Below are 12,627 nucleotides of genomic sequence, written 5' to 3'. Positions count from 1 at the left end.
TGCCAAAGTCATCGCGTAAGTAATCGGCGCGTCTAGCTGGGATAAAACTTATGGACAGCCAGAATATCCGCATCCGCCTTAAGGCGTTCGATCATCGGGTGCTCGACCAGAGCACCAGCGAGATCGTCAACACCGCGAAGCGTACCGGGGCGCGGGTGCGGGGCCCGATCCCGCTTCCGACCCATATTGAACGGTTCACGGTGAACCGTTCGCCGCACGTCGACAAGAAGTCGCGTGAGCAGTTCGAGATCCGCACCCACAAGCGGCTGCTCGACATTGTCGATCCGACTCCGCAGACGGTGGACGCGCTGATGAAGCTCGACCTGGCCGCCGGTGTCGACGTCGAGATCAAGCTGTAAGGGGACTGGGCCCATGCGGACCGGATTGGTTGCACGCAAGCTGGGAATGACCCGGCTGTTCACGGAGGACGGCACGCACGTGCCGGTCACCGTGCTGAAGGTGGACAATTGCCAGGTGGTGGCGCAGCGCACCGAGGAGAAGGACGGTTATTCCGCTCTTCAGGTCGGTGTCGAGGCTGCCAAGCCGAAGAACGTGTCCAAGGCCATGCGCGGCCACTTCGCCAAGGCGAATGTCGAGCCGAAGCGCAAGGTCGTCGAGTTCCGCGTCACCGCCGAAGCGATGGTGGATGTCGGCGCTGAACTCTCGGTGGAGCATTTCGTCGTCGGCCAGTTCGTCGATGTCGTCGGCAACACTGTCGGTAAGGGCTTCGCCGGTGTCATGAAGCGGCACAACTTCCGTGGTCTCGAAGCGAGCCACGGCGTGTCGATCAGCCATCGTAGCCACGGTTCGACCGGTCAGCGTCAGGATCCGGGCAAGGTTTTCAAGGGCAAGAAGATGGCCGGCCACATGGGCGACCGTCAGCGCACCCAGCAGAACCTGCAGGTAATCCGCACCGATGCTGCCCGCGGCCTGATCATGCTGAAGGGCAGCGTGCCGGGGTCTGAAGGCCAGTATGTGTATGTCCGTGACGCGGTGAAGAAGCCGGTGCACAAGGACCTGCCGATGCCGGCCGCCCTCAAGGCAGCTGAGAAGTAAGGGTAGAGAGCCATGGCCGAGACAATTGAAGTCGGCGTGACCGACCTGGAGAACAAGTCCGCGGGCAAGCTTGCGCTGTCCAAGGACGTGTTCGGCCTGCCGCCGCGCGCAGACCTGCTGCAGCGCTATGTGATCTGGCAGCTGGCCAAGCGCCAGCAGGGCACGCACAAGACCAAGACCTATGGTGAGGTTTCGGGTTCGACCCGCAAGATCATCAAGCAGAAGGGCAGCGGCGGCGCCCGCCACGGCGGCATCCGCGCGCCGCAGTTCCGCGGCGGCGGCAAGGCGTTCGGTCCGGTGCCGCACAGCCATGCCATCGACCTGCCCAAGAAGGTCCGCAAGCTGGCGCTGAAGACCGCGCTGTCGACCAAGCTGGCCGAAGGCAAGCTGAAGGTCGTGTCCGACGCGGTGCTGAAGGATGCCAAGACCAAGGGGCTGGCTGGCAAGCTGAAGGGCCTCGGGCTCGACAGCGCGCTGCTGATCGACGGCAAGGTGCTCGACGAGAATTTCGCCCGCGCCGCCCGTTCGCTCCGCAACATCGACGTGCTGCCGGAGCAGGGCGCCAATGTCTACGACATCCTGCGCCGTGACACCCTGGTGCTGACCAAGGCCGCGGTCGAGGCTCTGGAGGCTCGCCTGAAATGAGCAACGTCAACCACTACGATGTGATCCTTTCGCCGGTGATCACCGAAAAGGCGACCCGTACTTCCGAGTACAACCAGGTCACCTTCAAGGTGCCGCTGACCGCCACCAAGCCGCAGATCAAGGCCGCCGTCGAGGCGCTGTTCAAGGTCAAGGTGATGGCGGTCAACACGCTGCGCGCCAAAGGCAAAACCAAGATGTTCCGTGGCCAGCCGGGCAAGCGCTCCGACTGGAAGAAGGCGATGGTCACCCTCGCCGACGGCCACAAAATCGACGTGACGACGGGAATCTGACGCCATGGCTTTGAAACACTACAAGCCGGTAACGCCGTCGACCCGCGGCCTGGTCCTGATCGACCGTTCGCAGCTCTATAAGGGCCGCCCGGTCAAGGAACTGACCGAGGGTCTGAGGAAGACCGGCGGCCGCAACAACACCGGTCGTATCACCACCCGCCACATCGGCGGCGGCCACAAGCGCCGCTACCGCATGATCGACTTCAAGCGCCGCAAGTTCGATGTCGGCGCCACGGTCGAGCGGATCGAGTACGACCCGAACCGTACCGCCTTCATCGCGCTGCTGAAGTACGATGACAGCGAGCTGGCCTACATCCTGGCGCCGCAGCGCCTGAAGGTCGGCGACCGCGTCATCGCCGGCGAGAAGGTCGACATCAAGCCCGGCAACGCCATGCCGATGAAGTCGATCCCGGTCGGCACCATCATCCACAATGTGGAGATGAAGCCGGGCAAGGGTGGCCAGATGGCCCGTTCGGCCGGCAGCTTCGTGCAGCTGGTCGGCAAGGACCAGGGCATGGCCCTGCTGCGTCTGGCCTCGGGTGAGCAGCGTCTGGTGCAGGCCGATTGCATGGCCACCATCGGTGCGGTGTCCAACCCGGACAACCAGAACACCAAGCTGGGCAAGGCCGGCCGCAAGCGCTGGCTCGGCGTTCGCCCGACCGTCCGCGGCGTGGCGATGAACCCGATCGACCATCCGCATGGTGGTGGTGAAGGTCGTACCTCGGGTGGCCGTCATCCGGTGACCCCGTGGGGCAAGAATACCAAGGGCAAGCGCACCCGTAACAACAAGCGGACGCAGAATATGATCCTGCGCCGCCGCCCGTCGGGCAAGCATAGCTGATCGGGCTAGGAGGTTAGGTCGTGGCACGTTCTGTCTGGAAAGGCCCGTTTGTGGACGGGTATCTGCTGAATAAGGCCGACAAGGTCGCATCGTCGGGTCGCAAGGAGGTCATCAAGACCTGGTCGCGTCGCTCGACGATCATGCCGCAGTTTGTCGGTCAGACCTTCGGCGTTCATAACGGCAACAAGTTCATCCCGGTGAACGTGACCGAGGATATGGTCGGGCATAAGTTCGGCGAGTTTTCGCCGACCCGCACCTTCCACGGCCACACCGCTGATAAGAAGGCGAAGAAGTAACCATGGGCAAGCAGGCGCACGAATCCCGCCTCGGCGAGAACGAGGCGATGGCCGTGGGGCGGAACATCCGGGTCAGCCCCCGCAAACTCGGCGTGGTCGCCGGTCTGATCCGCGGCAAGCGGGTCGAGGCGGCCCTGTCGGAACTGACCTTCTCCAAGCGGCGCATCGCCCAGGACGTCCGCAAGGTCCTGCAGTCGGCGATCGCCAATGCCGAGAACAACCACCAGCTTGACGTCGACCGTCTGGTCGTCGCCGAAGCCAGTGTCGGCAAGGGTCTGGTGATGCGGCGCTTCCACGCCCGCGCCCGCGGCCGTGGAGCCAAGATCCTGAAGCCGTTCAGCCATATCACCATCGTCGTGCGCGAGCGCGAGGAAGAGCAGAAGGCTCCTGCCAAGGCCAAGACGGCTGCGAAGCCGAAGAAGGCCGAAGCGCAGCAGAGCGGGGAGCAGGCGTAATGGGTCAGAAAGTCAATCCGGTCGGGCTCCGCCTCGGCATCAACCGCACCTGGGACTCGCGCTGGTATTCCAGCGACAAGGAGTATGCCGGTCTGCTGCACGAGGATCTGAAGATCCGCAAGTATCTCGAGCAGCGCCTGGCCCAGGCCGGTGTTGCCCGCATCGTCATCGAGCGGCCGGCCAAGAAGGCCCGCATCACCATCCACTCGGCGCGTCCGGGCGTGGTGATCGGCAAGAAGGGCGCCGACATCGAGAAGCTGCGGTCCGACCTGGCCAAGATGACCAAGTCGGAAGTGCATCTGAACATCGTCGAGATCCGCAAGCCGGAACTGGATGCCAAGCTGGTTGCCGAGAATATCGCGCAGCAGCTCGAGCGTCGCGTTGCCTTCCGTCGCGCCATGAAGCGTGCGGTGCAGTCGGCCATGCGTCTGGGCGCCGGCGGCATCCGCATCACCTGCGGCGGCCGTCTCGGCGGTGCGGAAATCGCCCGCGTCGAGTGGTACCGCGAGGGCCGTGTGCCCCTGCATACCCTGCGCGCCGATGTCGATTTCGCCCGCGCCACCGCCAAGACTGCCTATGGCAGCTGCGGCGTGAAGGTGTGGGTGTTCAAGGGTGAGATCATGGCTCATGACCCGATGGCCCAGGACAAGCGCCTGGCCGATCAGGTTCAGGGCCATCAGGGCGGCCGTCAGGGCTGATCCGGGAGTGACGGGAAATGTTGCAACCGAAGCGTACTAAGTTCCGCAAGGCCTTCAAGGGCCGCATCAAGGGCGTTGCCAAGGGCGGCACCGACCTCAACTTCGGCGCCTTCGGCCTGAAGGCGATGGAGCCGGCCCGTGTCACCGCGCGCCAGATCGAGGCCTGCCGCCGGGCGATCACCCGCCACATCAAGCGCCAGGGCCGCATGTGGATCCGTGTGTTCCCGGATGTGCCGGTGTCGAAGAAGCCGGCCGAAGTCCGCATGGGCTCCGGCAAGGGTTCGCCCGAGCTCTGGGTCTGCCGCGTCAAGCCGGGCCGCGTGATGTTCGAACTGGACGGCATTCCGGCCAATCTGGCCAAGGAAGCTTTCCAGCTGGGCGCTGCCAAGCTGCCGATCCGCACCAAAGTCGTCACCCGTCTGGGTGAGGGAGCGTAAGTCATGAAGGCCACTGAACTGGTCGGCAAGACCAAGGATGAACTGGTTACCAAGCTGACCGACCTGAAGAAGGAGCAGTTCAACCTGCGCTTCCAGAAGGCGACCGGCCAGTTGGAGAACACCGCGCGCGTCCGTCAGGTGCGCCGGGACATCGCCCGTGTACGCAGCGCGCTCGGCCAGTCGGCCGTCGCCAAGCGGGCGTAAGGAGAGACGAAGATGCCGAAGCGCGTATTGCAGGGCGTCGTGGTGAGCAACAAGGGCAACAAGACCGTCGTCGTGAAAGTCGAGCGGCGGATCATGGATCCCGTGTACAAGAAGTTCATCCGCCGTTCGAAGAATTACCATGCTCATGACGAGAACAACGGCCACAAGGAAGGTGACGTTGTTCGGATCGAGGAAACCAAGCCGATTTCAAAGTTGAAACGCTGGGTCGTCCTCGAGACCGCCTCCTGAGCCGACACCGGATATTTAGCGAGGTACAGGTCCAATGATCCAGGTGGAAACCAATCTCGACGTCGCCGATAATTCGGGTGCGCGCCGAGTCCAGTGCATCAAGGTGCTGGGTGGTTCGAAGCGCAAGACGGCCCAGGTCGGTGATATCATCGTGGTGTCCGTGAAGGACGCCATTCCGCGCGGCCGCGTGAAGAAGGGTGACGTGCATCGCGCCGTCATCGTCCGCACCGCCAAGGAAATCCGTCGTCCCGACGGCAGCGCCATCCGCTTCGACCGCAATGCAGCCGTGCTGATCAACAAGCAGCAGGAGCCGATCGGTACCCGTATCTTCGGGCCGGTCACCCGCGAGCTGCGCGTGAAGGGGCACATGAAGATCATTTCTCTGGCGCCGGAGGTGCTCTGAGCCATGGCCGAGAAGTTTAAAGTCAAGAAGGGCGACAAGGTCGTCATCGTCTCCGGCCGCTCGAAGGGCGCGACCGGCGAGGTGCTCCGCGTCGACCGTATCATGGACCGCGTGGTCGTGCAGGGTGCCAACAAGGCGACCAAGCACGTCAAGCCGAGCCGCGGTTCGGCCGGCGGCATCGAGGAGCGTGAAGCTCCGGTCCACATCTCGAACGTGATGCATGCCGATCCCAAGGACGGCAAGCCGACCCGCGTCGGGTACAAGCTTCTGGATGACGGTCGCAAGGTGCGCTTTGCCAAGCGCTCCGGCGAAGTCATCGATCGTTGATGGAGGGTGATGCAATGAGCGCTCCCCGTATGAAGGACATCTACGAGAACCAGGTTCGCAAGCAGCTGATCGAGAAGTTCGGCTACAAGAATGCGATGCAGGTTCCGCGGATCGACAAGATCGTGATCAACATGGGCGTCGGCGAAGCCGCCCAGGATTCGAAGAAGGTGCAGGCGGCGGCGACCGAGCTGGCCGCGATCACCGGCCAGAAGCCGGTGACCACCAAGGCCCGCAAGGCGATCGCCAACTTCAAGCTGCGCGAGGGCCAGGCGGTCGGCTGCAAGGTCACCCTGCGTCGCCAGCACATGTACGAGTTCCTCGACCGCCTGATCAACATCGCGCTGCCGCGCGTCCGCGACTTCCGCGGCGTCCCGGGCAAGAGCTTCGACGGTCGCGGCAACTATGCCCTCGGCCTCAAGGAGCAGCTGATCTTCCCGGAGATCAACTACGACAAGATCGACGAGGTCCGCGGCATGGATATCATCATCTGCACGACTGCGAAGACGGACGAGGAAGCCAAGGCTCTCCTGACCGCTTTCCGCATGCCGTTTCAGAACTGAGCCGGGAAAGGATCGCTGAAATGGCGAAGACAAGTTCCGTCGAAAAGAACAAGCGCCGCGAGAAGCTCTCGGCGCAGTACGCTGCGAAGCGCGCGAAACTGAAGGCCGCGATCAAGAACAAGGACGCGTCGCCGGAAGAGCGTTTCGAGGCTGTCCTGAAGCTGGCCGAGCTGCCGCGCAACTCTGCCAAGATCCGTGTGCGCAATCGCTGCGAAATCACCGGCCGTCCGCGCGCCGTGTATCGCAAGCTGAAGCTGTCGCGCAACATGCTGCGTGAGCTGGCCTCGATGGGCCAGATCCCCGGCATGGTCAAGTCGAGCTGGTAAGGAGGATACGAGCATGGCTCTTACCGATCCCCTTGGCGATATGCTGACCCGTATCCGCAACGGCCAGCAGGCGAACAAGTCGTCGATCAACTGCCCGGCCTCGAAGCTGCGTATGAACGTGCTCGAGGTGCTGAAGAAGGAAGGCTACATTCGTGGCTACGAGCTGCAGGAGGAAGCCAACAAGCGCAACCTCCGCATCGAGCTCAAGTACTACGAAGGCGAGCCGGTCATCCGCGCGATCGACCGTGTGTCGACCCCGGGCCGCCGGGTCTATTCGGCCATCAAGGACCTGGGCAAGGTTCGTGGCGGCCTCGGGATTTCGATCCTGTCGACCCCGCGCGGCGTGATGTCCGATGTGGAGGCCCGCGCTGCCAATGTCGGCGGCGAAGTCCTCTGCCGCGTATTCTGAGGAGTATGACCATGTCGCGTATCGGCAAGCATCCGGTTCCGGTGCCGCAGGGCGTGCAGGTCCAGCTGGCTGGCCAGACTCTGACCGCGAAGGGCCCGAAGGGCGAGCTGAAGCTCACCGTCGTGGATGACCTTTCGGTGGAGATGGCGGACAGCAAGATCACCGTCAAGCCGCGGGAAACCTCGCGCCGCGGCCGCTCCATGTGGGGCATGCAGCGGACCCTGGTGAACAACCTGGTGAAGGGCGTCAAGGACGGCTTCACCGAGGAGCTGGAAATCAACGGCGTCGGTCTGCGTGCGGCGATGCAGGGCAAGAACCTGCAGCTGAACATGGGCTTCAGCCATGAAGTGATCTATCCGATCCCGGCCGGTATCGAGATCAAGGTGGAAAAGCCCACCTCGATCAAGATTTCGGGCGCGGATAAGCAGCTGGTCGGCCAGGTCGCCGCGGAAATCCGCGGGATCAAGCCCCCCGAGCCTTACAAGGGCAAGGGCATCAAGTACGTTGATGAGACCATCCTGCGCAAGGAAGGCAAGAAGAAGTAAGGGCCGCCGCCATGAGCATGAAGACCCGCCTGAACGACCTGAACGAGCGCCGCAAGGAACGCAATCGCACCCGCATCCGTACCGCGGCCCATGGCCGCGCCCGGCTCAGCGTGCATCGCACCTCGCGCTACATCTATGCCCAGGTGATCGACGACACCAAGGGCGTGACGGTTGCTGCGGCCTCGTCGCTGGAGGCCGGCCTGCGCGGCTCGCTGAAGACCGGCGCCGATACCAAGGCCGCCTCGGAAGTCGGCAAGCTGATTGCCGAGCGTGCCAAGGCCGCTGGTATCACGGAAGTGATCTTCGACCGTGGCGCCTACCTGTTTCATGGGCGCATCAAGGCGCTCGCTGACGCGGCCCGTGAAGCCGGTCTGAGTTTCTAAGAAAGGTTTGGGTACAATGGCTGCTACTCAACGTTCCGACCGAGGCGATCGCGGTTCCGACCGCGGTGATCGCGGCGACAACGAGTTTGTCGACAAGCTGGTCAGCATCAACCGCGTCGCCAAGGTGGTGAAAGGCGGCCGGCGTTTCGGCTTTGCCGCGCTGGTCGTTGTCGGCGACCAGAAGGGCCGCGTCGGTTACGGTTCGGGCAAGGCCCGCGAGGTGCCGGAAGCGATCCGCAAGGCGACCGAACATGCCAAGCGCAACCTGATCCGCGTCAACCTGCGCGAAGGTCGCACGCTGCATCACGACATCGAGGGCCGTCATGGCGCCGGCAAGGTCGTGCTGCGCGCGGCTCCGGCCGGTACCGGCATCATCGCCGGTGGCCCGATGCGCGCCGTGTTCGAGACGCTCGGCGTCGCCGACGTGGTGACCAAGTCGCTGGGTTCGTCGAACCCGCACAACATGGTCAAGGCGACGTTTGCCGCGCTGCAGAACCTGAATGCACCGCGCCACATTGCCGCCAAGCGCGGCAAGAAGGTGGCTGACATCCTGGGCCGCCGCCCGGAGACTGAGGAGTAATCGGTCATGGCCAAGGCGAAGACGGTCAAGGTTACCTGGGTGCGCTCGGCCAACAAGCGCACCGTCGATCAGCAGCAGACCCTGGTGGGTCTGGGCCTGCGCAAGCTGCATCAGAGCCGCGAGCTCGAGGATACCCCCTCGGTGCGCGGCATGATCAAGAAGGTCGAGCACCTTCTGCAGGTCGAAGGCTGAAGGAATTAGCGGCCGGCGTATGCCGGCCCGAGCGGAAGGGTTAGAAACATGCGTCTCAATCAGATCGCCGACAATCCGGGCGCCCGCAAGGACCGCATGCGTGTCGGCCGCGGCATCGGCTCCGGCAAGGGCAAGACCTCGGGCCGCGGCGTCAAGGGTCAGAAGGCCCGTACCGGCGTCAGCATCAACGGTTTCGAAGGCGGCCAGACCCCGATCTACCGCCGGCTGCCGAAGCGCGGCTTCAACGTCCCGTTCCCGACCGTCTACGAGGCGGTCAACATCGGTCGCCTGCAGGCCGTGATCGAGAAGGGCAAGCTTGACGCGGCCCAGCCGATCGACGAGGCGGCGCTGGCCAAGGCCGGCCTGTGCTCGGGCAAGTCCGACGGCGTCCGCCTGCTGGGCACCGGCGAGCTGAAGGCCAAGATCACCATCACCGTCAGCGGCGCCTCGGCGACCGCCAAGGCGGCGGTCGAGAAGGCCGGTGGCAGCATCACGGTTCTGGTCCCGCCGAAGAGCGAGCAGCCCAAGGCCGAAAAGAAGGCCAAGGGCAAGAAGAAGTAAGTCACGGGATTGACGGCGGGGCAAAGACCCCGCCGGTCTTCTCCAGGGTCACGCGTCCGGATTTAGGGATCAGACATGGCATCGGCAGCGGAACGCATGGCAGCCAGCCTCAATTTCGGGGCCTTCGCCAAGGCGACCGAATTGAAGAAGCGGATCTGGTTCACGATCGGTGCGCTGATCGTCTTCCGGCTCGGCACCTATATCCCGCTGCCTGGCATCGACCCGATGATCATGGCGGACATCTTCCGCCAGCAGTCCGGCGGCATCCTCGGCATGTTCAACGTGTTCGCCGGCGGTGCGCTGGCGCGCATGACCATCTTCGCGCTGAACATCATGCCGTACATCTCGGCCTCTATTATCGTCCAGCTGCTGACCGCCGTGTCGCCGCAGCTCGAGGCGATGAAGAAGGAAGGCGAGGCGGGCCGCAAGAAGCTGAACCAGTATACCCGCTACGGCACCGTCTTCCTGGCGGCGATCCAGGCCTATGGCATTTCGGTCGGCCTCGAAGGCATGAACGGCAGCCACGGCGGCGCCGTCATCGATCCGGGCATGATGTTCCGGTTCACCACTGTCATCACGCTGACCGGCGGCACGCTGTTCCTGATGTGGCTGGGCGAGCAGATCACCCAGCGCGGCGTCGGCCAGGGCACCTCGCTGATCATTTTCGCCGGCATCGTTGCCGAGCTGCCGCGCGCCATGGCCGCGACGCTTGAACTCGGCCGCACCGGCGCGCTCAGCACCTTCTTCATCCTGTTCCTGATCATTCTGGTCGTGGCCGTGATCACCTTCATCGTGTTCATGGAGCGCGCCCAGCGCCGTATCCTGGTGCAGTATCCCAAGCGCCAGGTCGGCCAGCGCATGTTTGGTGGCGAAAGTTCGCATCTGCCGCTGAAGCTGAACACCTCGGGCGTGATCCCGCCGATCTTCGCGTCCTCGCTGCTGCTGATGCCGATCACCATCGCGCAGTTCACCGTCGGTGCCGGCGCGCCGGCCTGGGTGACGACGCTGACCACCCTGATCGGCCACGGCCAGCCGCTCTATATCGTGATGTATGTCGCGCTGATCGTGTTTTTCTGCTTCTTCTATACCTCGGTGGTGTTCAATCCGACCGAGACGGCCGACAACCTGAAAAAGAACGGCGGCTTCGTGCCGGGCATCCGCCCGGGCCAGCGCACGGCCGAGTATTTCGACTACGTCCTGAGCCGCCTGACGGTGATCGGCGCGATCTATATCGCCGCGGTCTGTCTGCTGCCGGAAATCCTGATTTCGCATTATTCGGTGCCGTTCTACTTCGGCGGCACGTCGCTGCTGATCGTCGTCAGCGTGACCATGGATACGGTCGCCCAGATCCAGTCGCATCTGCTGGCGCATCAGTATGAGGGCCTCATCAAGAAGGCCAAGCTGAGGGGAGCGCGGAAATGAGGTTGATCCTTCTGGGGCCGCCCGGAGCCGGCAAGGGCACGCAGGCGCAGCGGCTGACCGCCAGCCACGGCCTGGTCCAGCTGTCGACCGGCGACATGCTGCGCGCCGCCGTCAAGGCGGGCACGGCGACCGGCCTGAAGGCGAAGGCGGTAATGGATCGCGGCGAGCTGGTGTCGGACGAGATCGTCGTCGGCATCATTGCCGAGCGGATCGACCAGCCGGACTGCCGCAAGGGGTTTATCCTCGACGGCTTCCCGCGCACCACCAAGCAGGCCGAGGCGCTCGACAAGATGCTGGCCGAGCGCAAGCTGAAGCTGGATGCGGTAATCGAGATGAAGGTCGATGACAGCGCCCTGGTGGAGCGCATCACTGGCCGGTTTACCTGCGCCAAATGCGGCGCTGGGTATCATGACACCTTCAAGCAGCCGAAGACCCCCGGGGTCTGCGATGTCTGCGGCAGCACGGAATTCAGCCGTCGCGCCGATGACAAGGCGGAAACCGTGGTGCCCCGGCTGAAGGCCTACCACGAGCAGACGGCGCCGCTGCTGCCCTACTACAACGGGCGCGGCATCCTGCGCCAGGTGGACGGGATGGCGGCGATGGACGAGGTGACCCGGCAGATCGAGGGAGTTCTGGCCGCCCTCTGAGGGGTCGCATAAGTAGTTGACTGAGTAAGGATAGTTTCTATAATCGCGCCCCTTGGGCAGCAGGCGCGATAAGGAAATCGGCCGGCACGTATCGGCGTATCTTATTGATATCGCTGATTTTTCGCTTGCCGACGTGTAGCCCAGGTAATCGTTCCGACGCGGTCGGGACGTGTGATTCGAGGAGAAAAAGCGTGGCGCGTATTGCTGGCGTGAACATCCCGACCAACAAGCGGGTCGAGATCGCACTGACCTACATCTACGGCATCGGCCGGGTGAAGGCGAAGGAAATCTGTGAGACCATTGGCCTGCCGCGCGAGCGCCGGGTCAACGAGCTGACCGATGCCGAGGTTTTGCAGATCCGCGAAGCGATCGACCGTGACTACAAGGTCGAGGGTGACCTGCGTCGCGAAGTCGCGATGAACATCAAGCGCCTGATGGACCTCGGCTGCTATCGCGGCCTGCGTCATCGCAAGGGCCTGCCGGTGCGCGGCCAGCGCACCCACACGAATGCCCGCACCCGCAAGGGTAAGGCGGTTGCCATCGCCGGCAAGAAGAAGGCAGCCCGCTAACCCTAACCCCCCGTTTTCAAGGACTGCAGGACACTCATGGTCAAGGACAAGGCCGCGCGCCCCCGGCGCAAGGAAAAGAAGAACATCACCTCTGCCGTCGCGCATGTGAATGCATCGTTCAACAACACGATGATCACCATCACCGACGCGCAGGGCAATACCATCGCCTGGTCGTCGGCCGGCAGCCAGGGCTTCAAGGGCTCGCGCAAGTCGACTCCGTATGCCGCGCAGGTCGCTGCCGACACGGCCGGCAAGCGGGCCGCCGAGCATGGCGTGCGCACCCTCGAGGTCGAGGTGAAGGGTCCGGGTTCGGGCCGCGAGTCGGCGCTGCGCGCGTTGCAGGCGGTCGGTTTCGTCATCACCAGCATCCGCGACGTGACGCCGATCCCGCATAACGGTTGCCGCCCGCCGAAGCGCCGCCGCATCTGATTTGTCGCGCCGGGGACACTCCCGGCGCGATCCATTGATAAAGCGGACGGCCGCACCCCGAGCGAATTGAGGGGCGGCCGCTGCCGCAACCGAGGTGGTCCAG

At 63.9% G+C, this 12,627-nt stretch carries 24 protein-coding genes and 1 pseudogene; all 25 read left to right on the top strand.

All coding sequences use genetic code 11. The features are described 5' to 3' along the window. The first annotated feature begins 50 nt into the window (after window positions 1-50). The 25 genes and pseudogenes from rpsJ to rpsK all read left to right on the top strand — a co-directional run bounded on the left by rpsJ (window position 51) and on the right by rpsK (window position 12,524). Window positions 51-359 carry a 30S ribosomal protein S10 gene (gene rpsJ, locus ACFOOQ_RS18675; protein WP_341705341.1) on the top strand — a complete coding sequence of 103 codons (309 nt, stop codon included), beginning with the start codon at window positions 51-53 and terminating at the stop codon, window positions 357-359. Window positions 360-372: 13 nt separating this feature from the next. After that, window positions 373-1,056 (top strand): 50S ribosomal protein L3, encoded by a 684-nt coding sequence (gene rplC, locus ACFOOQ_RS18670; RefSeq protein WP_379729142.1) that lies wholly within the window; start codon window positions 373-375, stop codon window positions 1,054-1,056. A 24-nt stretch (window positions 1,057-1,080) separates the two neighbouring features. Then, complete coding sequence (gene rplD, locus ACFOOQ_RS18665; protein WP_379729157.1) at window positions 1,081-1,701, top strand: 50S ribosomal protein L4; 621 nt, start codon at window positions 1,081-1,083, stop codon at window positions 1,699-1,701. Next, the gene (locus ACFOOQ_RS18660; protein WP_379729141.1) at window positions 1,698-1,991 is read left to right on the top strand and encodes a 50S ribosomal protein L23; all 294 of its coding nucleotides are present in this window, start codon (window positions 1,698-1,700) and stop codon (window positions 1,989-1,991) included. The genes rplD and ACFOOQ_RS18660 overlap by 4 nt, the downstream gene beginning before the upstream one ends. A gap of 4 nt (window positions 1,992-1,995) precedes the next feature. Next, complete coding sequence (rplB, locus tag ACFOOQ_RS18655) at window positions 1,996-2,832, top strand: 50S ribosomal protein L2 (RefSeq protein WP_379729140.1); 837 nt, start codon at window positions 1,996-1,998, stop codon at window positions 2,830-2,832. 20 nt (window positions 2,833-2,852) lie between these two features. Then, window positions 2,853-3,128: a 30S ribosomal protein S19 gene (gene rpsS / locus ACFOOQ_RS18650; RefSeq protein ID WP_379729139.1), complete on the top strand. Its 276-nt coding sequence runs from the start codon at window positions 2,853-2,855 to the stop codon at window positions 3,126-3,128. A 2-nt stretch (window positions 3,129-3,130) separates the two neighbouring features. Further along, window positions 3,131-3,583, top strand: a complete 453-nt coding sequence (gene rplV, locus ACFOOQ_RS18645) for a 50S ribosomal protein L22 (RefSeq protein ID WP_379729138.1) — start codon at window positions 3,131-3,133, stop codon at window positions 3,581-3,583. Then, a pseudogene (gene rpsC / locus ACFOOQ_RS18640) lies at window positions 3,583-4,292 on the top strand (30S ribosomal protein S3). The gene rplV and the pseudogene rpsC overlap by 1 nt, the downstream one beginning before the upstream one ends. A gap of 6 nt (window positions 4,293-4,298) precedes the next feature. Further along, window positions 4,299-4,718 (top strand): 50S ribosomal protein L16, encoded by a 420-nt coding sequence (gene rplP / locus ACFOOQ_RS18635; protein ID WP_379729137.1) that lies wholly within the window; start codon window positions 4,299-4,301, stop codon window positions 4,716-4,718. A gap of 3 nt (window positions 4,719-4,721) precedes the next feature. Then, entirely contained in the window at window positions 4,722-4,922 is a 201-nt protein-coding gene (rpmC, locus tag ACFOOQ_RS18630; protein ID WP_379729136.1) for a 50S ribosomal protein L29, read from the top strand. A 12-nt stretch (window positions 4,923-4,934) separates the two neighbouring features. Beyond that, the gene (gene rpsQ / locus ACFOOQ_RS18625) at window positions 4,935-5,171 is read left to right on the top strand and encodes a 30S ribosomal protein S17 (RefSeq protein ID WP_379729135.1); all 237 of its coding nucleotides are present in this window, start codon (window positions 4,935-4,937) and stop codon (window positions 5,169-5,171) included. Between the two features lie 34 nt (window positions 5,172-5,205). Then, window positions 5,206-5,574: a 50S ribosomal protein L14 gene (rplN, locus tag ACFOOQ_RS18620; protein ID WP_370153193.1), complete on the top strand. Its 369-nt coding sequence runs from the start codon at window positions 5,206-5,208 to the stop codon at window positions 5,572-5,574. Between the two features lie 3 nt (window positions 5,575-5,577). Beyond that, window positions 5,578-5,901: a 50S ribosomal protein L24 gene (gene rplX / locus ACFOOQ_RS18615; protein WP_379729134.1), complete on the top strand. Its 324-nt coding sequence runs from the start codon at window positions 5,578-5,580 to the stop codon at window positions 5,899-5,901. A 29-nt stretch (window positions 5,902-5,930) separates the two neighbouring features. Further along, entirely contained in the window at window positions 5,931-6,461 is a 531-nt protein-coding gene (rplE, locus tag ACFOOQ_RS18610; protein ID WP_379729156.1) for a 50S ribosomal protein L5, read from the top strand. A 20-nt stretch (window positions 6,462-6,481) separates the two neighbouring features. Further along, a complete protein-coding gene (gene rpsN, locus ACFOOQ_RS18605) occupies window positions 6,482-6,787 on the top strand; it encodes a 30S ribosomal protein S14 (RefSeq protein ID WP_379729133.1) in 306 nt (101 codons plus the stop codon). Between the two features lie 13 nt (window positions 6,788-6,800). After that, window positions 6,801-7,196, top strand: a complete 396-nt coding sequence (gene rpsH, locus ACFOOQ_RS18600) for a 30S ribosomal protein S8 (RefSeq protein ID WP_379729132.1) — start codon at window positions 6,801-6,803, stop codon at window positions 7,194-7,196. Window positions 7,197-7,207: 11 nt separating this feature from the next. Then, entirely contained in the window at window positions 7,208-7,741 is a 534-nt protein-coding gene (gene rplF / locus ACFOOQ_RS18595; RefSeq protein ID WP_379729130.1) for a 50S ribosomal protein L6, read from the top strand. A 17-nt stretch (window positions 7,742-7,758) separates the two neighbouring features. Continuing rightward, window positions 7,759-8,124 carry a 50S ribosomal protein L18 gene (gene rplR / locus ACFOOQ_RS18590; RefSeq protein WP_379729155.1) on the top strand — a complete coding sequence of 122 codons (366 nt, stop codon included), beginning with the start codon at window positions 7,759-7,761 and terminating at the stop codon, window positions 8,122-8,124. 16 nt (window positions 8,125-8,140) lie between these two features. Further along, entirely contained in the window at window positions 8,141-8,704 is a 564-nt protein-coding gene (gene rpsE, locus ACFOOQ_RS18585; protein WP_379729129.1) for a 30S ribosomal protein S5, read from the top strand. Window positions 8,705-8,710: 6 nt separating this feature from the next. Then, the gene (gene rpmD / locus ACFOOQ_RS18580) at window positions 8,711-8,896 is read left to right on the top strand and encodes a 50S ribosomal protein L30 (protein WP_379729128.1); all 186 of its coding nucleotides are present in this window, start codon (window positions 8,711-8,713) and stop codon (window positions 8,894-8,896) included. 48 nt (window positions 8,897-8,944) lie between these two features. Next, window positions 8,945-9,457 carry a 50S ribosomal protein L15 gene (rplO, locus tag ACFOOQ_RS18575; protein ID WP_379729127.1) on the top strand — a complete coding sequence of 171 codons (513 nt, stop codon included), beginning with the start codon at window positions 8,945-8,947 and terminating at the stop codon, window positions 9,455-9,457. A 75-nt stretch (window positions 9,458-9,532) separates the two neighbouring features. Beyond that, on the top strand, window positions 9,533-10,879 hold the full coding sequence (gene secY / locus ACFOOQ_RS18570; protein ID WP_379729126.1) for a preprotein translocase subunit SecY: 1,347 nt from the start codon (window positions 9,533-9,535) through the stop codon (window positions 10,877-10,879). After that, window positions 10,876-11,526 carry an adenylate kinase gene (locus ACFOOQ_RS18565; RefSeq protein WP_379729125.1) on the top strand — a complete coding sequence of 217 codons (651 nt, stop codon included), beginning with the start codon at window positions 10,876-10,878 and terminating at the stop codon, window positions 11,524-11,526. Before secY ends, ACFOOQ_RS18565 begins: the two co-directional genes overlap by 4 nt. Before the next feature lie 191 nt (window positions 11,527-11,717). After that, complete coding sequence (gene rpsM / locus ACFOOQ_RS18560; RefSeq protein WP_379729123.1) at window positions 11,718-12,095, top strand: 30S ribosomal protein S13; 378 nt, start codon at window positions 11,718-11,720, stop codon at window positions 12,093-12,095. Between the two features lie 36 nt (window positions 12,096-12,131). Then, on the top strand, window positions 12,132-12,524 hold the full coding sequence (gene rpsK, locus ACFOOQ_RS18555) for a 30S ribosomal protein S11 (protein WP_379729121.1): 393 nt from the start codon (window positions 12,132-12,134) through the stop codon (window positions 12,522-12,524). Window positions 12,525-12,627: the final 103 nt, after the last annotated feature.

The sequence above is a fragment of the Ferrovibrio xuzhouensis genome (genome assembly GCF_042648965.1).
In the GTDB taxonomy this organism is placed as follows: domain Bacteria; phylum Pseudomonadota; class Alphaproteobacteria; order Ferrovibrionales; family Ferrovibrionaceae; genus Ferrovibrio; species Ferrovibrio xuzhouensis.
The sequence above is the reverse complement of the archived record's forward strand: the minus strand, read 5'-3'. Positions and strand labels throughout refer to the sequence as shown.